Genomic DNA, 23,674 nt, shown 5'->3' with positions numbered 1-23,674 from the left:
GGGTTCACGCTGGGAGTTCGCTGTGCGGCTCAGCGCCTGCTGGCCCTGCGATAGCCGATGCTCGCGGGCACCGCGAACACGACGATCGCGCCGAGCGACCACACGGCGGTCAGGGTGAGCGGGCGGGCGAGCGGTCCCCCGTAGGCGAGCGCGCGCATGGCGTCGACTCCCACCGACATGGGCTGGTTGTGCACCACCGGCTGGATCCATTTCGGGAACGCGACCAGCGGCACGAAGCCGGTGCTGAAGAACATCATCAGTGAGGTGAGGATCGTGATGCTCTCCACCAGAGTCGATTTCGCGGTGAACACGGCGACCGAGGTGACGATGGTGGCGAATGCCACGCCGAAGAACGTCGGGAGGACCAGGAAGACGATCGTCGCCGCGACACCCTCGTGGAAGCGGAACCCGAGCACGAAGCCCACCAGCACGACGGAGACGGTGCACGCGAAGATGCGGCAGCCCTCGGCGAGCACCCGCGAGGCGAGTCCGGAGGCACGGTGGACGGGCAGCACCCAGAAGCGGGCCAGCAGGCCCGCGTCACGTTCGCGGCCGAGCAGGACACCTCCAGCGACCGCACCGGAGAGCGCGCCGACCAGAGCGACCAAGGGCACCGAGCCGTACAGCGCGCTCTCGCCGGTGAACTTCCGGATCTGCCCGCCGATGACGGTGTTCAGCATGATCAGCAGTAGGCACGGGATGATCAGCGTCTCCAACAGCGTGACCGGGTTGCGCGCCCAGCGCAGCAGCAGTCGATGGGTCTGGATCAGCGTGTGCCGCACCAGTGCCGACCCCGATATCTCCGAGCCGGTGAGCAACTCGTCCGAGTGTTCGGTCAACAGTGCCATCACGCCCTCCTCGAGCTCAGTCGCATCGACAGCAGGACGGAGGTGGCCAGATAGCCCAGCGCCCAGACCAACGGCGGACCCATCAGCGACCAGGTCACCTCACCCGCGTTCGGTCCCTTGTCCCCGGCCAACGCCCGCAAGGCGATGGCCCACTGCGACACCGGCTGATTGCGCACGAACGGCTGCACCCATTCCGGGAACTGATCGGCAGGCGCGATGCCGGTGGACAGCATGCCCAGGATCAGCGGCGGCAACACCAGCGCCTGTGCCGTCGCCTCCGGGTTGTGCGACAAGGTGCCGATCACATCCCCGCCCCAGATCAGCGCGATCCCGACGAGCACCGAGAACAACACGAAGCCGACTGTGTGGGCGGGGCTGAGGTAGAAGCGGAACCCGATGACGTATCCGCAGATCAATCCGCTGATCAAGGCGATGATCAGGCGGAAGACGCTGCCGGCCAGGCGCGCGGTGACCGGGACCAGCGGGCCGATCGGCATCGAGCCGAAACGCCGGTTCAGCCCGGCCACCGAATCGGTGGCGGCGCGGAATGCCGCCGAGACCGCGGTGAACGCGGCGGCCTGCAGGATGACCAGCGGCATCATGTACTGCGCGTAGCTGCTGAATCCCGTGCCGATGACGGTCATGATGGTCTTCAGCGGGATGAAGAAGCTGGCGGTGAACGTCACGGGCGCGAGCACCGAGGTGAGCACCTCGCCGGTTCGCATCGACGGTGCGATCAACCGGGTGGTCAGCACCCACCACTGCTGCGGCCGCAGCGGCGTCGCACGGGTCTGGCTGAGCCAGGTCGCCGCCGCCGTCACGACGCGGCCTCCCGCCGTGCGATCTCTTCCGTCGTCGCCAGATGCCCGGTCAGCTGGAGGAATACGTCGTCGAGCGAGGGCCGACGCAGTGCGACGTCCACGAGATCGAAGCCCGCGCTGTCCAGCCTGCGCAGCGCCTCCAGCAGTGTCTTCGCACCGTCCGGGGCCGGTATGGCGATCCGATCGGAATCGGGACCGAGCGCGTCCCGATTCTCCTGCGGCAACAGGTGGCCCAGCGCGGCGGCGATAGCGGGCAGGTCCCGCAGATTCAGTGGCACCACCTCGCAGTAGCTGCCGCCGGTGCGCGCCTTCAGCTCGTCGGCGGTCCCCTGGGCGATCACCACGCCGTGATCGATGACGATGATCCGGTCGCTGAGCGCGTCGGCCTCCTCCAGGTACTGGGTGGTGAGCAGGGTGGTGATGCCAGCCTTCTTGAAGCCGGCGACCAGATCCCACACCCCCTGCCTGCTGCGCGGATCCAGGCCGGTGGTCGGCTCGTCCAGGAACACCACGTCGGGCCGCACGACCAGACCGCAGGCGATGTCGATGCGCCTGCGCATGCCGCCGGAGTAGGTGCCGACCCGGCGGCCCGCCGCGCGTTCGAGGTCGAACTCGGCGAGCAGTTCGTCCGCGCGGGCGCGGGCGGTCCGCTTGCGCAGGCCCATCAGCCTGCCGAACATCACCAGGTTCTCGTAGCCGCTGAGCATGTCGTCCAGCGCGGCGTACTGGCCGGTCAGCATGATGCTGCGGCGGACAGCCGCGGGATCGGCCAGCACGTCGTACCCGGCGACCGTCGCCCGGCCGCGATCCGGCCGGACCAGTGTGGACAGCACGTTCACCATGGTGGTCTTGCCCGCGCCGTTCGGTCCCAGAATGCCGAGCACCTCGCCCGGCTCGGCCGCGAAGTCGACTCCGCGCAATGCCTTGACCGCGCCGAAGGATTTCTCGATCCCTTCGACTACGACTCCTTGGTCGGAATTCATCCTCGGCCTCCCAGATGTGCATCGAGCACGCGCGCGACGACCGGCAGCACGTGCGGCGCGGTCAGTTCGTCGTGGGTCGCCTCGATGTCGTGGTTGATGATCTCGCCGGTCACGTACGGCCCCCAGCCGTCCGGACCGAAGATGTCGGAGGTGTCGACGATCGCGCTGAAGTACACGATGTCGCCGTCGAACACCGGGCGGCGGTAACCGGTTCTGGTCCGCGCGGCGGCGTTGTAGGACGCGGCCATGCGCTCCAGCGTCGCGGCGTCGATCAGCGACACGCCGAGCCGTTCGCGGATCAAATCGGCCGCCTGCTGCGCGGTCGCGTCCGCGGGGACGTCGTGGATGCCGAACACCGCGCCGAAGGTGTTCACGAACGAGCCCGCGGTGAGCCGTTCGATACTGTCGCCGTCGATGTCGGCGGTGTCGGCGTCCAGCAGCGCGACCACGCCCACCTCGGCGCCTTCGGCCTTCAGCTTCGCTGCCGCCGCGTGGGCGATGAGACCGCCGAACGACCAGCCGAGCAGGTGGTACGGCCCCTCGGGTTGCAGGGTCCGGATCTCCCGCACGTACCGCTCGGCGAACTCGTCGATGGAGCGCGCGGGCGGTTCGTGGCCGCCGAGGTCGGGCGCTTGCAGCCCGTAGATCGGGCGGCCGGGTGCGAGCGCGTCGGCGAATCCCAGGTAGGTCCACGACATCCCGGACGACGGGTGGATGCAGAACAGCGCGGGTTGCTCGCCCCCGAGCCGGATCGGCAGCACCACGTCCAGCCCGAGGCCGCCCGCCGCGGGCACGGCCGGAGACGCCGTGGCGGCCGCTTCTTCCTCGGCGGCGGTCCGCGCCGCCGGGGTATGGGCGAACCGGGCCGCGGCGCTCAGGGCGTCGATCCACAGATCGGCCAGTTCGGCGACCTCGTCCTGGTCGAGCAGCGTGGACGGGAAGCCGAAGCTCGCCCGCAACCGGTCGCCGATCACGACCGCGTTCACGTCGATCGCCGATTGCAGCGGCACGCCGGGGTCTTCGGCGACGTGCACGTCGCCCAGTTCGTCGGTCGGCAGCCAGCCCAGGCCCTCGAGTCCGGCCGGGATGTCCCCGGTGGAGTAGCGGCCCAGGTAGTTGAAGCCGACCCGGCCCGGCAGCCGCCGCGGCAACTGGCGCGCGGTCTCGGCGTTGAGATAGCGCAGCAGGCCGAAGCCGATGCCCTTGTCGGGCACCGCGAGCAACCGGTGCTTCACGGCGCGGATCGCGGCGCCCAACGCGGGTCCACCGGCCAGCGCGTCGTCGATGTCGATCTGTGCCAGATCGAGGCGCACCGGATAGATGCTGGTGAACCAGCCGACGGTGCGGGACAGATCGGCGCCGGGCACCACTTCTTCCTGACGGCCGTGACCTTCCAGGCGCAGCAGCGCCGACGGGTCACCGGCGCGCCAGCGCACCAGGGCCAGCGCCAAGGTGGCCAGCAGCGTGTCGTTGACGCTGCCCCGGAACAAGCCGGGCAGGGTGGTGAGCAGCGCGGTGGTGACCTCGGCGGACACCTCTCGCTCCACCATGCGCAGCGTGCCGGTCCGGTCGACGGCGGGATCGAGTTCCCGGCCGCCGATCAGCGGATCGGGTCCGGCGAGCACGTCGTGCCAGTACGCCAATTCGGCGACCCGCTGTTCGGAGTGCGCCTCCTCGGTCAGCGCGTGGGCCCACCGGCGCATCGAGGTTCCGGTCTCCGCCAGCACCGGGGTGGCGCCCGCCGACACCTGGGCCCACGCGGCCACCAGGTCCGGGATCAGGATGCGCCAGGACACCCCGTCGATCACCAAGTGGTGCGCCAGCACGATCAACCGGCCCGATCGGGTGCGCGAGCCCGCGTCGCCGACCGGGTCGAGCCAGATGAATTGCAGCACCGTGCCGTGGGCCGGGTCGAGCCGGTCGGCGGCGGCGTCCAGCTCCGTCATGGCGAACTCGTGCAGTTCGATCGGGTCTACGGAGGTGAACTCGACGCGGTGCACCAGCGCGTCCACGTCGACCGATCCGGGGGAGCCGACCAGTATGCGCGGGCCGTCCGCGCCGTCGGTCACCAGCCGGGCGCGCAGCATGTCGTGCCGGTCCACCGCGGCGGCGAGCACGGTGACGATCTGGGACCGCTCGATGCCGACCGGTAGCTCCAGGACCGCCGTCTGGGCGAAGCGGTCGTGGTTTCCGCCGCGCTCCAGCATGTAGTGCGCGATCGGCGTGAGCGGCAGTTCGCCGACGCCGCCGCCGGGCAGCTCGTCCAACGTCACCGCGGCGCCCGCCGCGTCGACGGCCGCGGCCAGCGCCGCCACCGTGCGGTGCTCGAACACCTGCAGCGGGGTGCAGGTGATGCCCTGCTGCTTGGCGCGCGACACCAGCTGGATCGCCAGGATGCTGTCGCCGCCCAGCGCGAAGAAAGAGTCGTCGGCGCCCACCCGCGCCACCCCCAGCAACTCGCCGAAGATCGCGGCCAGCTGCTGTTCGGTCGGCGTTTCGGGCGCGCGGTACTCGGTGCGGTCGGCGCGGAACTCCGGCGCGGGCAGCGCCTTGCGGTCCAGCTTGCCGACCGCGTTGAGCGGGATCTCGTCCAGCACGACGAACGCCGAGGGCACCATATAGCCGGGCAGGATGTCGGCGGCGAAGGCGCGCACCTTCGCCACGTCCAGCTCGGAGCCGGGCGTGCGGACCAGGTAGGCGGCCAGCGCGGTGGCCCCGGTGGGGCCGGGTACGCCGAGCGTCACCGCGAAGTCCACGCCGTCGGCGCGGCCGAGCACCGCGTCGATCTCGCCCAGCTCGATCCGCTGTCCGCGCACTTTGACCTGGAAGTCGGTGCGGCCCAGGTACTCCAGTTCGGGTCCGGAGTCGCCGCGGATCCAGCGCACCAGATCGCCGGTGCGATACATCCGTTCACCCGCCGTGCCGAAGGGACCGGCGACGAAGCGGGCAGCGGTCAGACTCGGCCGCGCGTGGTACCCGCGCGCCAGCGACGGCCCGGCGAGATACAGCTCGCCCGCCACGCCGAACGGGACCGGGCGCAACCGGTCGTCGAGGACCAGCACCTGCGCGCCCTGCACCGGCGTGCCGATGGTTACCGGGGCGCCCACCGCCAGCGGCGCGGAACCTGTTGCCCAGATGGTCGATTCGGTGGGTCCGTACAGGTTGACCATGGTGCGTCCGGTGGCCCAGCGCTCGACCAGTTCCGCGCCGACCGCCTCGCCTGCCACCGCGAGCACCCGGACGCTGGTCACCTCGGCGGGGTCGAGGGTCGCCAGCGCGGATGGCGTGATCACCATGTGGCTGACCTGTTCGGTGTCGATCAGCTCCGCCAGCGCGCCGCCGCCGAACACCTCCGGCGGTGCCACGACCGACGCGCCGCCGGAACCGAACGCCATGATCGCCTCGAACACCGACGCGTCGAAGCTCGGTGACGCCACCTGCAGCACCCGGGATCGCTCGTCCAGGCCGAGTGAATCCCGTTGCGCCGCAACCAGATCGGCGATACCGCGATGGGATACCGAGACGCCCTTCGGTGTGCCGGTTGAGCCGGAGGTGTAGATCATCCACGCCGCGTTGTCCGGCCGGATGGGGCCCGGCAGCTCACGCTCGCCCAGCGGCCGGCTGCTCGCGGCGCTCCACCGCTCGACGAGCGCGAGGTCGTCGAGCACCAGCCAGTTCGTGCTGTCGGGCAGCATGGGCCGGAACGCGGCGAGGGTCAGCCCGAGCGTCGCGCCGGAGTCGGTGAGCATGTGATCGATGCGCTCGACCGGGTGCTTCGGATCGACCGGAAGGAACGCCGCGCCCGCTTTCGCCGCGGCCCACATGCCGATGAGCAGTTCCGGCGAACGCGGCAGCCCCAGCGCGACCACGGTTTCCGGGCCGCCGCCCGACTCGAGCAACACTCGGGCCAGGCGATCGGCGTGCGCGTCGATCTCGGCATAGGTGGTGGTCTGCCCGTCGGACACCAAGGCGATGCGGTCCGGGTACCGCCGCACGGTGTCGGCCAGCAGGTCCGGCAGGATCGTGGTCGCCGCCGCGGCGGGGCCACGCACGGGTACCAACGTCGCCCGTTCGGTCTCGTCGAGAATGTCGATATCGGCGATGCGTACCTCGGGCCGCGCCAGCACCGCCGCGAGCACGCGCCGCCACCGGGAGGCGAACGCGGCCACCGTCGCCTCGTCGAACAGATCCGTGGCGTAGGTCAGCACGGCCTCGATGCCCGCCGGACCGCCGGCGGCGAAGCGCTCGCGCAGATCCAAGGTCAGGTCGAACTGGGAGGCGTCGCGCTCGAAGTCCTCCACCTCGAACCGCAGGCCGGGCAGTTCCAGCACGGGTTCGACGAAGTTCTGCAGCGACAGCGAGACCTGGAACAGCGGGTGGTGCGCGGTCGAACGAGCCGGATCCAGCACCTGGACCAGCCGCTCGAACGGCACGTCCGCGTTGGCGAAGGCGTCCAGGTCCGTGGACCGGACGGTGTCCAGGAACGCGGCGAAGCCCGCGCCCGGATCGACCGGGGTGCGCAGTGCCAGGGTGTTGACGAACATGCCGACGAGCTGGTCAAGCGCTTCCTCGCCGCGTCCGGCGACCGGGGTGCCGATCAGCACGTCGTCGGTGGTGGCGAGGCGCGCGAGCAGCACCGCGAGCGCCGCGTGCACGACCATGAACGGGCTGACGTGGTGCGCGGTGGCGAAATCCACCAGCGCTCGGTGCGTCTCGGCGTCGACGGTGAAGCCGAAGTCGGCGCTGTGCATGGTCTGCACCGCGGGGCGTGGCCGATCGGAGGGCAGTTCCAGCACGTCGGGCGCGCCGGCCAGGGTCGCGCGCCAGAACTCGATCTGCCGTGCCGCCAAAGAGTCCGGATTCGCCTCGTCGCCGAGCACCTCGCGATGCCACAGCGCGAAATCGGCGTACTGCACCGGCAGCGGGACACGGACGGCGTGCCCGCCCGCGGACCGTTCGGAGTAGGCGGCGACCAGGTCGGCGGCCAGCGGCGCCATCGACGCGCCGTCGGCGCTGATGTGGTGCACGACCAGCACGACGACGTGCACCGGCGGCGTGGCGGCGGCGACCTCGGCGGAACTCGCGGTGTAACTCGATGAGACCGGTGCGGTCGCGCTCACGGGCCCGGACGAGATCGGCGCTTCGCCGGTGGAAGGGGCCGACGACACCGGTCCCGCACTCGCGGAGGGCTCGACGTCGCCGTGGATCCGGAAAAGGCCGACCCGCAGCGGCGGCTGGGTGGCGAGATCGAAGCCTGTTCCCGCCAATTCGGTGATCCGTTCCCGCAGTTCCGCGCCGTCCTCGGTGTCGCTCACCGGCATCGCGGGCACGGCCACGTCGGCGTCGACCACTACTTGACGCGGCCCTTCCGCGTCGGCGGGGTAGAGCGTGCGCAGGCTCTCGTGCCGGTCCACCACGTCGACGAGCGCCGCGCGCAGCGCCTGGACGTCCAGCTCTCCGGTGAGCCGCAGTGCCACCGCGATGTTGTAGGCGGCGGAAGCCGGATCCATCCGGTTGAGCACCCACATGCGCTGTTGCGCGGGAGACAGCGGAACCCGGTCCGGCCGGATGCGGGGCGCGAGGCCGAACCCGCCCGGCGCGGCGCCGGTGGCGGGCACCACCCGGGCCGACAGCTGGGCCACGGTCGGCGCGTCGAACAGATCACGCAGCGCGATCCGCGAGCCGAGCGCCGCGTTCACTCGCGCCACCACCTTGGTCGCGCTCAGCGAGTTGCCGCCGAGTTCGAAGAACGACTGGTCGACGCCGACGCGGTCCCGTTCGAGCACCTCGCCGAACACGGCGGCCACCGCCTCCTCGACGGGCCCGCGGGGCGCGAGGTAGGGCCGGTGGCTGTCGGAGAAGTCCGGCACCGGAAGGGCTTTGCGATCCAGCTTGCCGACCGGGGTGAGCGGGATAGTCTCCAGCACGACGAGGTAACCGGGCACCATGTAGCCGGGCAGTTCGGCGGCCACCTGCGCGCGCAGCCGCTCGACGTCGAGCCGCGCGCCTTCGACGGGCAGCACGTAGGAGACCAGCACGGTCGTCCCGGCGGGGCCGGTGCGCCCGATGGTCACCGCGTATTCGACCTCGTCGTCGCGGGAGAGCACCGCGTCGATCTCGCCCAGCTCGATCCGCAGGCCGCGGATCTTCACCTGGAAATCGCTGCGGCCCAGGTACTCCAGCTCGGGACCGGCGCCGTTGTCGACCCAGCGCACCATGTCGCCGGTGCGGTACATCCGCTCGCCGGGTTCGCCGAAGGGGTCGGCGACGAACCTGCTCGCGGTCATCTCGAACCGGTTGAAATAGCCGCGCGCGAGCGCGGGACCCGCGAGGTACAGCTCACCGGGCACTCCCATCGGCACGGGACGCAGCCAGGCGTCCAGCACCACGGTGTCCGCGCCGCGGATGGGGCCGCCGATCGTGATCGGCTCGCCGCTGACGAGTTCGCCCGGCCCGGTCGCCCAGATGCTGAACTCGGTGGGGCCGTATAGGTTCACCATCCGCCTGCCCGGCGCCCACCGCTCGATCAGCTCCGGCGTCGCCGCTTCGCCCGCGACCGCGAGGACGCGCAAGTGTTCCAGCCCGGCGGGTTCCATGGTGGCCAGCGCCGACGGCGTGATCACGGCGTGGGTGACGCGCTGGGTGCGCAGCAGCGTCTCCAATTCCGTCCCGCCGTAGACATCCGGCGGCGACACCACTAGCCTGCCACCCGCGCCGTGCGCGATGAGCAGTTCGAACACCGAGGCGTCGAAACTCGGCGAGGCCACTTGCAGCGCGCTGGTGGTGTGGTCGAGCGCGAGCGTCTCCCGTTGCGCGGTCACCAGATTCGCGATGCCGCGGTGGCTGAGCAGCACGGCCTTGGGCTTGCCGGTGGAGCCGGAGGTGTAGATCAGGTATGCCGTCTGATCGAGGTCGATCGGCCCGCCGCGCTCCTCGTCGGTGATGGGCGCTTCGGACACCGTCATCACCCGGCGGATGGTGTTCAGGTCGTCGAGCAGCAGCCAGTCGATCGTGCCGGGAAGCGTCTCGCCGGTCGCGGTGACCGTCACGCCGATCGGGGCCTTGGAGTCGGTGAGCATGTGCTCGATGCGTTCCACCGGGTAGTTCGGGTCCAGCGGAGCGAACGCCGCGCCGGTCTTGGCCAGCGCCCACACGGCGACCACCGACTCCAGCGAACGGGTGAGCGCCAGCACGACGAACACCTCCCGCCCGACGCCGCGGCGCAGCAGTACCCGGGCGAAGCGGTTGGACCAGGCGTCGAGTTCGGCGTAGGACATGGTGAGTTCGCCCGCGGTGATCGCGATCGCGTCCGGATCGATGCGCGCGCCCGCGGTGAGCAGCTCGGGCAGCGTGGCAGGCGGCACGGACGCCGGGCCGCGTACCGGCGCCAGCGCGGCGCGCTCGGCGTCGTCGCAGTATTGCAACTGGGAGACCAGCGCGTGCGGGTTGTCCGCGAGTTGGGTCAGCAGCCGGACGAAGCGATCCAGCAGTGGCCGGGCCTCCTCCGCCGGAAGCTGGTCGGCCATGTACTTCAGCGTGATCCGCAGCGTGTCCCGGCCGTCGTCGCCGCGCAGCGGGATCACCATGAGGTTGAGCGGGTACGGCGTCGCGTCGGTGCCCTCCACGTCGAGCACCCGCATGCCCGCGATGTCCAGCGCCTGCGACAGCGCTTCGCGGTCGATGGGATAGGACTCGAATACGGTCAGCGTGTCGAACAATTCGGCGAGGCCGACCGCCTGGTGGATGGCGGCCAATCCGACGTGCTGATGGTCCATCAGCCGCGCCTGCTCGGCCTGCACGCGCGCGAGCAGGTCGGCGACCTTTTCCGCCGGATCCAGCCGCACCCGCACCGGCAGCGTGTTGATGAACAGGCCGACCATCTCCTCGACCCCGGCCAGCTCCGGCGGCCGTCCCGAGACCGTGCCGCCGAACACCACGTCGGTGCGTCCGGTGAGCATGGCCAGCAGCATCGCCCACGCGGCCTGCACCAGGGTGTTCACCGTCGCGCCCGCTTCCCGGCCCGCGGCCTCCAGCCCGGCGACGGTGTCGCGGGTCAGGTCGACGGAGGTCATGCCGGTTTCGGTCGATTCGATCCCGGCGAGGGTGGGCACCGCGCGGGTCGGGGTGTCGATACCGGCCAGCGACTCGGTCCATGCGGCGAGGGATTCCGCGTCGTCGTTGGTCTCCAGCCAGGTAAGGAACTCACGATAGGAATGCGCGGGCGGCAGGGCCGCGGCGTCACCGTCGGTGACGTAGAGGGTGAGCAGTTCGCGTACCAGCAGCGGGGTCGACCAGCCGTCCAGCACCAGGTGGTGGTTGGTCAGCACGAAACGGTAGGTGTCCGGGGCGATCCGGATGAGCGTGCAGCGCAGCAGCGGGGGCCGGGTGAGCTCGAACCGGGTGCGGGCGTCCACCGCGATCAACCGGTCGACTTCCCCGGCGCGCTCGGCCTCGTCGGCGATGCCGGTGAGATCCGCTTCCCGCCAGTCGATCTCGGCGTCGGCCAGGACGAGCTGGCGCGGACCGTCCTCGGTCTCGACGAAGGCGACGCGCAGGTTCTCGTGGCGGGTCACCAAAGCCTGTGCGGCACGGCGCAACCGGGCCGCGTCGACGGTGCCTGCCAAGGTGAGCAGCGACTGCACCGTGTAGCCGTCGGCGGTGTCGGAATCGTAGAGCGCGTGGAAGAGCAGGCCGTACTGCAGTGGCGAGAGCGGCCACACGTCGGCGAGGTTCGGGTAGGCGCGCTCCCAGTCGTCGATCTGCGCCTGTGTGACGGTGACCAGATCGAAGTCCGACGGTGTGCGTCCGCCCGCGCTCGCGGACGCGACGTGCCGAGCCAGCGCGCCGAGCGCCTGCTCCCACAGCGCGGCGAGTTCGCCGAGATCCGTCTCCTCGAAAAGCCGTCCGGCGTAGGCCCAGGTCACCTCGAGTCCGGCATCGGTGAGCACGGCGTTGATGTCGACCGCGGCGGCCAGCGGCGCGCGGTCGTCCTGGGTCGCGGCGAACCGGCGCGGCAGCCACGGTTCCGCTTCGCCGCCGGTGGACGCCCGCCCGAGGTAGTTGAAGCTGATCTGCGGGGTGGGCGCGTCCGCGAGCGCCGCCGCGGTGCTCGGGACCAGGTAGCGGAGCATCCCGAATCCGATGCCTTTGTCCGGCAGCGCGCGCAGCTGTTCCTTGGTCGCCTTGATCGCGGCGCCTGCCGCGGCCCCGCCCGCGAACGCGTCCGCCACGTCGATGCCGGTCAGATCGACCGCGACGGGGTAGACGCTGGTGAACCAGCCCACCGTGCGCGCCACGTCGGCGCCCGGCAGGACGGTTTCCGCGCGGCCGTGGCCCTCCAGCGTGAACAGCGTGGAGCTGCGCTCGCGCCACCGTGCCACCGCCAGCGCGAGGGCTGCCAGCAGCACGTCGTCGGCCCCGCAGTGGAAACGATCCGGCCCGGTGGTGAGCACGGACTGCGCGATGTCCGGCGGTACGACGGTCGCCAGGTGCGCCATGGAGCCCACCACATCGACGGCCGGGTCCATCGGCGCCGAGCCGAGCGCGGGGTCGGGTGTCGCCAGGACGCGTTGCCACAACGGCAGTTCGCCGGTGCGCGAGGCCGCGTGCTCGCGCTGGCCGTGCGCCCAGCGCCGGAACGAGGTGCCGACCGGAGCGAGCTCGGCGCCCAGCGCGGCGGTGGCGAGGTCCGGCAGCAGGATCCGCCAGGAAACGCCGTCGGTGACGAGGTGGTGCAGCACAAGCCACAGCAGCGGCGCGGCGTCGGCACGCTCGATCCACACGAATCGCGCGACCACGCCGGCCTCCGGGTCGAGCAGGTCGGCGGCGCGTTGCAACGCACGCTCGCAGGTCGCGTCGAGATCAGCGTCCGCGGGCACGATTTCCAGCAGGGCGCCCGCGTTCACCGCACCGGGCTCGGCGACCACCCAGTTCCAGCCGTCGCCGGTGCGGCGCAGCGTCGAACGCAGCAGGTCGTGCCGGTCGAACAGCGCTGCGAGCGCGGCGACGAGATCCGTGCGTTCCATGCCCGACGGCAACTCGATCAGCACCGCTTGGGCGAACCGCCGCCAGGTGTCACCGGTCTCGAGCATCGCGCGCACGATCGGCGTCAGCTCAACGTCGCCGACTCCGCCGCCGGGCAGCTCGTGCACCACTCCGGTCGGCACATCGGTGGCCACCGCGGCCAGCGCGGCGACGGTCTTGCGCTCGAAGACATCCCGTGCGCCGAACCCGAGCCCGGCCGCCTTCGCCCGCGACACCAGCTGGATCGAGACGATGCTGTCGCCGCCGAGCGCGAAGAAACTCTCGTCCACTCCCACCGATTCCAGGCCGAGCACCTCCGCGAACAGCGCGGCGAGCGTCTCCTCGCGCGGTGTGGACGGCGGCCTGCTCGCGGTGGTGCGCGCGCCGAATTCCGGTGCGGGCAGCGCCTTACGGTCCACCTTGCCGAGCGGCGTGAGTGGAAGACGGTCGAGCACCATGATCACGGCGGGCACCATGTAGGCCGGAAGCGACTCTCCTACCGCGGCTTTCAGCGCCTCGGGGTGGATCTGCGCACCCGGCTCCGGCAGCACGTACGACACGAGCGCGGTGGCGCCCGAACCGGTTTCGACACCGAGGGTGAGTGCGAAGTCGACGTCGGGCTGCCGCTGCAAGGCGGCATCGATCTCGCCGAGCTCGATGCGGAAGCCGCGCACCTTCACCTGGAAGTCGCTGCGTCCCTGGTACTCCAGTTCGACGCGGCCGTCGTTGTGCACCCAGCGCACGAGATCGCCGGTGCGGTACATCCGCTCGCCCGTGCCGTACGGGTCGGCGACGAAACGGTCGGCGGTCAGCCCGTTGCGCCGGTGGTAACCGCGCGCGACGCCGGGACCGGCGAGGTAGAGCTCGCCGACGGTGCCCGGCGGCAGCGGACGCAGCCACGGATCGAGGACCACCGCCGACACGTCGCGGGCCAGACTGCCGATGGTGACCGGACCGTCCGGCGTCAGCGGGGCGCTGAGGGTGACGGTGATGGTGGTCTCGGTGGGCCCATAGCCGTTCAACAGGGTCCGGCCCGCCCATTTGGTCACCAGCTCGGGCGGGCAAGCGTCGCCGCCCACGATCACGGTGCGCAGCTCGGGCAGGCTCGCCGGGTCCAGCGAACCCACGACGGCCGGGGTCACGTTGAGGTGGGTGACGCGGTGGGCGCGCAGTACCTGGGCCAGCTCCTCGCCCGCGTACGCCGACGGCGGCACCACGGCCAGCGTCGCGCCCGTGGCCAGGGTGACCAGGATCTCCTCGACCGAGATGTCGAAACTCGGCGACACGGCGTGGGCGACGACGGACTCGGCGTCGATGCCGAATCCGGCGCCGGAGCTCGCCACCAGGTTGGCCAGCCCTCGGTGCGGGACGAGCACGCCTTTCGGGAGCCCGGTGGAACCGGAGGTGTAGATGATGTACGCGGCCTGGTCAGGGTGCGTCGCCGCGGTGCGGTCGGCGTCGGTCAGCGGCGCGGCATCCTGCTCGGCCATCGCCCGTTCGGTGCCCTCGTCGTCGAGCGACAGCCAGGACACCCGGCGCGGCAACGACTTTCGCGCGGCCGCCGTCGTGATGCCCGCGACGACGCCGCTGTCGCCGACCATGTGCTCGATCCGGTCGGCGGGGTAGGTCGGGTCGATCGGCACGAACGCCGCGCCGGTCTTGGCCACCGCGATCGTCGCCAGCACCGACCCGATGGACCGCGGGATGGAGATCGCCACGGTGCGCTCGGGCCCTGCGCCCGCGGCGATCAGCACCCGGGCCAGCCGGTTGGTGTAGTCGTCGACCTGACGGTAGGTCAGCGCGGTCTCGCCCTCCACCAGCGCGGTCGCCAGCGGATCGCGGGCCGCGCCTTCGGCGAGGAGGGCGGGCAGCGTCCGCGCCGCGACGCCAGCGGGTCCCCGGGCGGGCGCGAAGCCGGTGCGCTCGTCGTCCGACAGCACCGGCACACTCGCCAGCGGCGCGTCCGGCCCGGCGGCCAGGAAACGGTGCAGGAACGACAGGAAGCGGCGATGCTGGCCGGTCAGCTCGGCCTCGGTGTAGAGGTTGCCGTTGGCCTGGAAGTCGATGTGCGTGCTCTCGCCGCCGACGCCCGGATACAGGTTGACGAACAGGTCGTCGATCAACCCGGAGGTCAGCACGTGCAGCCGCCCGGTCACCGGGCCGAGCTGGATTCTGGTGTCGACCATCATCAGGTTCACCGACGGGCCGAACGACCCGGCCTCGTCCATCGGCCAGCCCAGATCGCGGAAGATGTCCTCCTGCCGGTAGCGCTGGCGCCGCAGCGCCCCGGTCAGCTCGCCCTGGGCCGCCCGGATCACCTCTCCGACGGTCGTGGCGGGCGTCAGCCGCAGCCGCAGCGGGACCACGTTGGCGATCATGCCGCCGGAACGCCGCAGCGTCGCGGTGGTGCGCGCGGACACCGGCAGGCTCAGCACGACTTCGGGCGCGCCGGTCATCGCGGACAGATACGCGCCGAAGGCGGCGACCACGGTCGGCGCGACACCGGAGGACACCTGCTCGGCGAGGGCGTCCAGCAGGGTGCCGGTGTCGGCGGGCAGCGCGCCGGTGACCCGCCGCGGATGCCCGTCCACGCCCGCGGTGCGGCCGGCCAGGCTCACCGGATCGGCCATGCCGTCCAGATGCGCCTGCCAGTGCTCCCGGTCCGCGCCGAACCGCTCGGAACTGCGGTAGGCCAGATCGGCCTCGACGATCTTGCGCAGGTCCTCGGCCTTCGCGGGCGACGCTTCGCGGCCCTCGACGGCGGCGTTGTACAGCTCTCCGGTGCGCTGCACCATGGTCAGCGCGCCCATGCCGTCGAGCACGATGTGGTGGATGCGCGAGTACCAGAACCAGCGGTCCGCGCCGACGCGCAGCATGGCGATGCGCACCAGCCGGTCGCGGGTCAGCTCCAGCGGGGCCTCGTACTCCGCGCGCATCCACGCGTGCGCGGCCGCCTCGGGATCGGGTTCGGAACGGAAGTCCAGCGTTTCCAGACTGTCGTCGAGCGTGGGGTCGACGAATTGGAACGGATGTCCCTCCACCTCGACCAGGCGCAGGTAGCCGGTGCCGAACTCGCGCCCGGCCTGCCGCGCCGACCGCGCGAGCAGGTCGAGGTCGATCGGACCGTTCAGTTCGACGTACTGGGCGATCGAGATCGGAGTATCACCGGCGACGTGCTGGGCGAACCAGATGCCGCGCTGTGCCGCCGATAGGGCGAAAGCCCCATCGGGAAGAACTGTGTCGGAATCTTTCGCCGAAAGGGAAGGCTGTTGCATGACGTGTCCTACGTTCTGACCGCGATCCGGCCGATCGGCAGTGACCGCCCGTAGCCACCGCGGTAGCGGTAGTACCTGCCGCCGCACAGCACGCGGCAACTCAATTCTGAACCGGCGCGGTCGACGCTGCGGGGGTATTGGGCACACTGCGCGACCCGAACATCGCTGTTCGGGTCGCGGGGGAGGGGTTGTGTCCGGTCAGGCGGCTTTCGGGAGAAGATCCAGGTCGGCCGCGCCCAGCGGGGCGGCGGAGCTGGTCAGGTAGCGCTGCAGAGTGGAGCGCTCGTCCAGCACCAGCCAGGTGATCGCTTCCGCGGACTCGGGCTGCTGGTCCTTGGTGGTGACGCCCACCGAGGTGCCGAGCGCGTAGGAGCCGTCGTCGGTCACCGGCACGGCGATGGCGCCGATCTTGGTGGCGGCCCGCTCGGCCACGACGGACTCGATCGCCTGGTCGATCGCGACCGCGATCCGGGTGCCGGGTCCGGCGCCGAGGCGCAGCAGCAGCCGGGCCAGGCGATTGGACCAGCGGTCCAGCTCGGCGTAGGTCAGGTCGCAACCGGCGGTGGATGCCACGACCGCGTGCGGATCGACCTCGGCGACGGGCTGTGCCACCGGCAGGGAGTACAGGTTGTCGGCGAGCGAATCGGTCAGCGTGTGCATGTCGTGTCCTCGGGGTCGATTGAGAGGTTCTCGGCGTACCTCTGAATCTCGTCCTCGAGCGGACTTTTCGACAGCAACCCCAGCGCTGGTCCGCGCACTCCAAGGGTGCGGGAAACCTCACCCAAGGGGTGGGCGGTCAGTCGGTCACGTAACCGTTGAGCGTGTTGCGCAGATCGGTGAGCAGGGCGCGGGCGGCGGTGAGGCCGTCGCCGTGCCAGACGCTGTCCTCCACGGCGAACACCCGGCGATCGGTGGCGGCGCCGAGTTCCTTCCACTCGTCGGTGCGCAGCACCGCTTCACCGTGTTTCTTGCCCTCCTGGCCCGCGAGGATCACGTAGATCAGGTCGCCCTCCGCCTTGGTGGCGAACTCGCTCTCGCGCACGTCGAACGAGGCGCCGCGCTGCGCGGCAGGACGCTGCACGCCCGCGTCGGCGAGCACCTGGCCGGAGAAGCTGTCACCGCCCTGTACCCGCTGGGCGTCGCCGGTGAACCGGAGGATCGATGCCTGGGTCTGGCCCGCCGCCAGCGTGGTGCCGGTGTCGCGCGCCTCGGTGCGGTAGTTCTGCAGTGCGGTCTCCGCCGCGTCGCGCCGTCCCATGCCTGCCGCGAACGCAGCGAACTCGGCTTGCCAGCTGTTGTTCGAACCGACCAGCACGGTCGGTGCGATGGCTTGCAACGCGCTGAAACTCGCTGTGCCGGTGGGGTTCTCGCCCAGAATCAGATCGGGATGCAGGGCTGCGATCCGGGCCGGGTCCGGCTGCGCGGCGGTGCCTACGCCGGGGATCTTCAGTACGCCGGTGCCCAGATAGGCCGGTTGCGGGCTCGGGCCGTCGAGGGTCACCGTCCCCACGACCCGCTCCCACAGGCCGACCGCGCAGACGGCGTCCAACGCGGAGGTGCTGAGCACGACGATGCGCTGCGGGTCGGCGGGGACCTCGGACACGCCCGCCGCATGGGTGACGCTGCGGGTGTCCCCGCCCGCCGGGTCGGGCGCGCTCGGCAGCGCGCACGCCTTGGTGGTGTCGCGCTCCAGTCCCACCACACCCGCGCCCGCGATGTTGGTGGTGGTGCGCACGATGGAGGCGGAGTCGTCGGTGGCGCCGCCGCAGCCCGCGAGCACGAGCGCGGCACACCCGGCCACGACCGCCCGGAACCGATGACCGGCCGCGCCGTTCCGATGACGAATCGCGCGAATTCGGGTGCGTACCTGCATCACGTCACTCACCGGCATGCGAGTGAGGGTACATGTCGGCGGTGGCGGGTCCCTGGCAGAGGTCGCGGCGGTTGGCGGCAGGCGTGCTGGTGCAACGGGTTCCGCTGTTTCGGCGGCTCCGATCGTGCTTTCCGGACGCCGACCGTTATGTTATTGTCTCGGCAAGGTCGCGAACGGGGAGTTGCGCGACATCGCAAGGGGGAATCATGAGATTGTATTTCGGTCGGTTCGCGCTGTTCTTGTTCATGGTCGTCTGTACATTCGCTGCGGGCGCGACGGCATCCGCGACGCCTCCGCCGGGGTCGAATTTCGACTATCAGAAATTCGCGGCCGATATGGCGGCTTGTGATGCGGACGGCAGCACGATGAACGAGAACCAGGTCCTGTACGGCGCCGTTCATCCGAACGGATCCAAAATGCAGTTCCGATGCTACGCGTTGCGCCACATGGTCGACGGTGGGCACGATCCGTTCGTCAACCCGAAGGCCTTTCTGGACTGCATGGATCGTTTGGTGAGCTTCGGATTTCCCCGGGATGGGAACAAGCCGGGTCATAAACAGCATATTTTGCAGTACAACGGCACCAGCAGTCGAGCGAAGCTCGCCTACGACACGAACCGCGGCAACGACATCCTGACTGTCTATACTGAGCCGCGGGACAACGAGTGGCTCGCCTGCGCGACCATGTAATTCACTCGAACGGGGGTGCTGAACGCAGATGGGCATACGCCGACGTGAGCTGGTCGCCGCTGCCAGGCGTGATGAGGACGAGATCGAGGAACCGCTGGCGCGTTTGCGGATACACCTCACGGAGATGGTCCGTTTCTGTGGGCGGGTATACTGCGGCGAATCCTCCAGCCACGCTCTAGCGGTCCATGCCATTCGTGCACGCGACGCCATAGGGTTTGTCGATTCGATGGAGGCATTGACCGAGTTCGATCGCCTGCGGCTGGCGGCGTTGGAAAGCGTTTCCGGTGAGATCGAAGGTTTGGACGCCGATACTGTCGACTTGGCGAACGCGGACCGGTTGGCAGACGGGGTCACGCGGTTCTTCCGGCAGAAAAAAGTGACGGAACGCGCGATGACAGGGATTTTCCTGATCTGTCTGAACGAGGCGTACGCTGTCGCCGGAGGATATCGGGATCCCTATCTCGGGGCGAGGAACATCGCCGAGATGAGGTTGTTCACCGATTCCGAAGACGAGCCGTTCGTCGCGTCGTGCGACGAATTGGCGGCCCGATTCGAAGAATCCGCCGGCGACAACCCGGAAGTGGTCGCGCGGATCGAGGACCTTATGGCGGCGTACACGCGCGCGAATCCGGTGTGAGCGTGCCGTACGCCGAGGCGACAAGCGGCCCGTCCGAAAATGTTCGCCGGTCCAGGAACTCTTCGTGCGGGCCCGCCGGGCTCAAAGCCGATTGCCCCCGATGCTGAAGCGGGCGCCGGTGGCGTCGGTAACCGCGGCCATCCGGCCGTAGGGCGTGTCCTGGGGCGGCGAGAGCACCGTCCCGCCCAGTTCGGTGAGCCGCTCGACGGTCTTGTCCACGTCGTCGGCGCCGAAGTAGACGATCCAGCCCGCGGGTGCGCCCTCGGGCAGGAAGGCCGACGCGTCCATGACGCCGCCGAGCATCGGGCTCTCGGCGTGGATGGTGGAGTAGCGGAACTCCGGGGCGTCGGAGACGGTGAAGACGTCCGACCAGCCGAAGACCTCCCGGTAGAAGGTCAACGAGGCGTCGTAGGCGCGGGTGTGCAGCTCGAACCAGGACGGCGCGCCCGCGTGCTCACGCCACTGCCCGCCGGAGACCAGACCCATGGTCTCGAAGCCGGGGAACGTCCCGGCCTGCCAGATGCCGACGCCCGCACCCCCGACGTCGCCGAGCACGGCCATCGTGCCCAGCTCGCCCACCGCCATGGGCGGCACGACCAGCGACGCCCCCGCCGCCGTCGCCGCGTCGGCGGTGGCCTGTGCGCCGGAACTGGCCAGATACACCGTCCACTGTTCCGGGCTGTCGGTGTCGCCGGGCATCCTGGCCATCGCGCCCGCCACCGCGCGCCCGTCCTTGCGGAAGGTGACGTACCCGCCGAACTCCTCGCCCGCGCTCTCGGCGGTCCAGTCGAACAGTTCGCGGTAGAACGCGATACTCCGATCGAGGTCGGAGCTGTACAAATCGACCCAACAGGGATCGCCGATCTTCGTGCGGTTGGTTCCGGTCATCGCTGCTCTCCTGGCCTGAGGTGAACTCGTGTCACCTCTACAGACGCCCGCCACCGACAGAACTCATCGGTCCCGGAAAACAACACAGCTACGACAGAGAGTAGGACCCGTTCGGTCGGGCGCATCTTCACGGGTTTACGATTCGGAGAGCGCAAGCGAACTGTCGTCTGTTCCGACATCGGGATGGATGCGATCAGCGGAGCCTGCGGAGCGACCTAAAGGCACCTTTCAGGAGGATCAGTGACTGCCGTAGAGCCCCAGCCAGTCCCTCAGTTGGAAGCGACTCGGCCTTATCCGGCTCGGACCGGGCCGAAGGGCTCGTTCATCTACAAGATGGTCACCACCACGGACCCGAAGGTCCTGGGTGTCATGTACCTGACCACGTCGATGGGCTTCTTCCTCATCGGTGGCCTGATGGCCCTGCTGATGCGCGGTGAGCTGGCCCGGCCGGGCCTGCAGTTCCTCTCGACCGAGCAGTTCAACCAGCTGTTCACCATGCACGGCACGATCATGCTGCTGTTCTACGCGACCGCGATCGTGTTCGGCTTCGCGAACATCATCCTCCCGCTGCAGATCGGCGCCCCCGACGTCGCCTTCCCGCGCCTGAACGCCTTCAGCTACTGGCTGTACGCGTTCGGCGCCAGCATGGCGACCGCGGGCTTCATCACCCCGGGCGGCGCCGCGGACTTCGGCTGGACGGCGTACGTGCCGCTGACCGACATCCTGCACTCCCCGGGCGTCGGCACCGACCTGTGGATCCTGGGCCTGGCGGTGTCCGGTCTGGGCACCATCCTCGGTGGCGTGAACATGCTGACCACGGTGGTCTGCCTGCGTGCTCCCGGTATGACCATGTTCCGGATGCCGATCTTCACCTGGAACATCGCCGTGACCAGCGTCCTGGTGCTGCTGGCCTTCCCGCTGCTGACCGCCGCGCTGTTCGGCCTGGCCTACGACCGTCACCTGGGCGGCCACATCTACGACCCCGCGACCGGCGGCATCCTGCTCTACCAGCACCTGTTCTGGTTCTTCGGCCACCCCGAGGTGTACATCATCGCGCTGCCGTTCTTCGGCATCGTCTCGGAGATCTTCCCGGTCTTCTCGCGTAAGCCGATCTTCGGTTACACCACGCTGGTCTACGCCACCCTGGGCATCGCCGCGCTGTCGATCGCGGTGTGGGCGCACCACATGTACGCCACCGGCGCCGTGCTGCTGCCGTACTTCTCGTTCATGACCTTCCTCATCGCGGTCCCGACCGGTGTGAAGTTCTTCAACTGGATCGGCACCATGTGGCGCGGTCAGCTGACCTTCGAATCGCCGATGCTGTTCTCCATCGGCTTCATCGTCACCTTCCTCTTCGGTGGTCTTTCCGGCGTCATCCTGGCCAGCCCGCCGCTGGACTTCCACGTCACCGACTCGTACTTCGTCGTGGCGCACTTCCACTACGTGCTCTTCGGCACCATCGTGTTCGCCACCTACGCGGGCATCTACTTCTGGTTCCCGAAGATGACCGGCCGGATGCTGGACGAGCGCCTGGGCAAGTGGCACTTCTGGACGACGTTCATCGGCTTCCACACCACCTTCCTGGTCCAGCACTGGCTGGGCGCCGAGGGCATGCCGCGCCGCTACGCCGACTACCTGCCCAGCGACGGCTTCACCACGCTGAACACGATCTCCACGATCGGCGCCTTCGTGCTCGGCGCGTCGATGCTGCCGTTCCTGTGGAACGTCTTCAAGAGCTACCGCTACGGCGAGGTGGTCACCGTGGACGACCCGTGGGGCTACGGCAACTCGCTGGAGTGGGCCACCACCTGCCCGCCGCCGCGGCACAACTTCTACGAGCTGCCGCGCATCCGCTCGGAGCGTCCCGCGTTCGAGCTGCACTATCCGCACATGGTCGAGCGCATGCGCGCCGAGGCGCACGTCGGCTGGGGCGCGGGCAAGCACGCCACCGACCTGCACGAGCCGAACGTCCTCGCGCAGTAGGGCGCTTGCCCGGCGGGGCCGGACGGGCGACGTCCGGCCGCGCCGTAGGATTCATCGCGACGAGTGTGCACCCGCTGGTCACCAGCGGGTGCACACTCGTTTGTGGAGATCAGTACGCACCGTGCGTTGCGACAACGACGTCCAGCACAGCGACGGCGAACATCGAACATGGAGCGCATCAGTTGGCCGACACCACCGTCCTCGTCACCGTCACCGGGCCGGACCGCCCCGGTGTGACGTCCGTGCTGCTCGCGGCCATGTCCCGGCACCGAGTGAGCCTGCTGGACGTGGAGCAGGTCGTGATCCGGGGCAGGCTGACCCTCGGTGTCCTGGTGACCTGCCCGACCGACGCCGAGGCGTTGCAGGACGAGCTCGAAGAGGCCATGAACACCGTCGGCATGAACGTCGACGTGGAGGTGGACGCGGCGATCGGCAGGCAGCCGATGTCCACCCACGCGGTGGTCATTCTCGGCAGCCCGGTCACCGCGCGCGCGTTCAGCGCGGTGTCGCGGCAACTGGCCGCGCTGGGAGCCAACATCGACACCATCCGCGGTATCGCCGACTACCCGGTGACCGGCATGGAGTTGATGGTCACCGCGACCGACTCCGGCCCGGACACCGATTCGCGGCTGCGCACGGCGCTGGCCGAGGTCGCGGTGGCCGAGCAGGTGGACGTCGCCGTGGAACGTGCCGGGCTGGCGCGCCGGGGCAAGCGGCTGATCGTCTTCGACGTCGATTCCACCTTGATCCAGGGTGAGGTCATCGAGATGCTCGCCGCGCACGCGGGCGTGGAGGACGAGGTCCGCAAGGTGACCGAGGCCGCCATGCGCGGCGAGATCGATTTCGCCGAATCGCTGCGGCAGCGGGTAGCGACGCTGGCCGGGCTGGACGAGTCGGTGATCGAGGAGGTCGCCGACCGGATCGAGCTGACCCCCGGCGCCCGCACCACCATCCGCACGCTGCGCCGGATCGGTTTCCGCTGCGGCGTGGTGTCGGGCGGTTTCCGGCAGGTGATCGAACCGCTGGCACACGAGCTGGAACTGGACTTCGTGCAGGCGAACACCCTGGAAGTCGTGGACGGCAAGCTGACCGGCCGCGTCGTCGGCGAGATCGTCGACCGCGCGGCCAAGGCGACCGCCCTGCGCAAGTTCGCCGCCGACGCCGGGGTGCCGATGGAACAGACCGTCGCGGTGGGTGACGGCGCCAACGACATCGACATGCTCAACGCCGCCGGGCTCGGCGTGGCCTTCAACGCCAAACCGGCGCTGCGCGAGGTCGCCGACGCCGCGCTCTCCCATCCGTATCTGGACGCGGTCCTGTTCATCCTCGGGGTCACCCGGCACGAGGTGGAGGCCGCCGACGCCAGGGACGGCCTGCTGCGCCGCGTCCCGCTGGGCTGAACATCCGCCCGGTTCCGCCTCGGTAAACGCTGTCGGACGTAGTCGGTCGATAGCTTCGCGCAGGGCGGGAGTGAAGGGCGCAGGTACGCCTGGATGGGTGCTGTCGGACGTAGTCGGTCGGTGACTCCGCGCAGGGCGGGAGTGAAGGGCGGAGGTACGCCTGGATGGGTGCTGTCGGACGTAGTCGGTCGGTGACTCCGCGCAGGGCGGGAGTGAAGGGCGGAGGTACGCCTGGATGGGTGCTGTCGGACGTA

At 69.9% G+C, this 23,674-nt stretch carries 11 protein-coding genes; 4 read left to right on the top strand and 7 right to left on the bottom strand.

Features of this window, described 5'->3' with window-relative positions; translation table 11 throughout:
• Positions 1–29 precede the first annotated feature (29 nt).
• The 6 genes from ACWESM_RS03505 to ACWESM_RS03480 all read right to left on the bottom strand — a co-directional run bounded on the left by ACWESM_RS03505 (position 30) and on the right by ACWESM_RS03480 (position 17,841).
• Positions 30–848 (bottom strand): ABC transporter permease, encoded by an 819-nt coding sequence (locus ACWESM_RS03505; protein WP_355078754.1) that lies wholly within the window; start codon positions 846–848, stop codon positions 30–32.
• Positions 848–1,669: an ABC-2 transporter permease gene (locus tag ACWESM_RS03500; RefSeq protein ID WP_355078755.1), complete on the bottom strand. Its 822-nt coding sequence runs from the start codon at positions 1,667–1,669 to the stop codon at positions 848–850. Before ACWESM_RS03500 ends, ACWESM_RS03505 begins: the two co-directional genes overlap by 1 nt.
• On the bottom strand, positions 1,666–2,652 hold the full coding sequence (locus ACWESM_RS03495; RefSeq protein ID WP_355078756.1) for an ATP-binding cassette domain-containing protein: 987 nt from the start codon (positions 2,650–2,652) through the stop codon (positions 1,666–1,668). Before ACWESM_RS03495 ends, ACWESM_RS03500 begins: the two co-directional genes overlap by 4 nt.
• Positions 2,649–15,950, bottom strand: a complete 13,302-nt coding sequence (locus ACWESM_RS03490) for an amino acid adenylation domain-containing protein (RefSeq protein ID WP_452490897.1) — start codon at positions 15,948–15,950, stop codon at positions 2,649–2,651. Before ACWESM_RS03490 ends, ACWESM_RS03495 begins: the two co-directional genes overlap by 4 nt.
• Positions 15,951–16,148: 198 nt before the next feature.
• Positions 16,149–16,610, bottom strand: coding sequence for an AMP-binding protein (locus ACWESM_RS03485; protein ID WP_355078758.1), 462 nt, complete (start codon positions 16,608–16,610; stop codon positions 16,149–16,151).
• A gap of 136 nt (positions 16,611–16,746) precedes the next feature.
• Positions 16,747–17,841 carry an ABC transporter substrate-binding protein gene (locus tag ACWESM_RS03480; protein ID WP_452490896.1) on the bottom strand — a complete coding sequence of 365 codons (1,095 nt, stop codon included), beginning with the start codon at positions 17,839–17,841 and terminating at the stop codon, positions 16,747–16,749.
• A gap of 188 nt (positions 17,842–18,029) precedes the next feature.
• On the opposite strand from ACWESM_RS03480, the gene ACWESM_RS03475 reads away from it, so the two are divergent.
• Positions 18,030–18,512: a hypothetical protein gene (locus ACWESM_RS03475; protein ID WP_397275363.1), complete on the top strand. Its 483-nt coding sequence runs from the start codon at positions 18,030–18,032 to the stop codon at positions 18,510–18,512.
• Positions 18,513–18,540: 28 nt separating this feature from the next.
• Complete coding sequence (locus ACWESM_RS03470; RefSeq protein ID WP_397275365.1) at positions 18,541–19,149, top strand: hypothetical protein; 609 nt, start codon at positions 18,541–18,543, stop codon at positions 19,147–19,149.
• A gap of 81 nt (positions 19,150–19,230) precedes the next feature.
• Here the strand turns inward: ACWESM_RS03470 and ACWESM_RS03465 are convergent, their stop codons facing one another.
• A complete protein-coding gene (locus tag ACWESM_RS03465; protein ID WP_397275367.1) occupies positions 19,231–20,037 on the bottom strand; it encodes a VOC family protein in 807 nt (268 codons plus the stop codon).
• 240 nt (positions 20,038–20,277) lie between these two features.
• Here ACWESM_RS03465 and ctaD point away from each other — a divergent pair, with 240 nt between their 5' ends.
• Positions 20,278–22,020, top strand: a complete 1,743-nt coding sequence (gene ctaD, locus ACWESM_RS03460; RefSeq protein ID WP_355078763.1) for an aa3-type cytochrome oxidase subunit I — start codon at positions 20,278–20,280, stop codon at positions 22,018–22,020.
• A gap of 182 nt (positions 22,021–22,202) precedes the next feature.
• Entirely contained in the window at positions 22,203–23,420 is a 1,218-nt protein-coding gene (gene serB / locus ACWESM_RS03455) for a phosphoserine phosphatase SerB (RefSeq protein ID WP_039795339.1), read from the top strand.
• The last annotated feature ends 254 nt before the right edge of the window (positions 23,421–23,674 follow it).

This window comes from Nocardia sp. NPDC003999 (genome assembly GCF_053604885.1).
The sequence above is the reverse complement of the archived record's forward strand: the minus strand, read 5'-3'. Positions and strand labels throughout refer to the sequence as shown.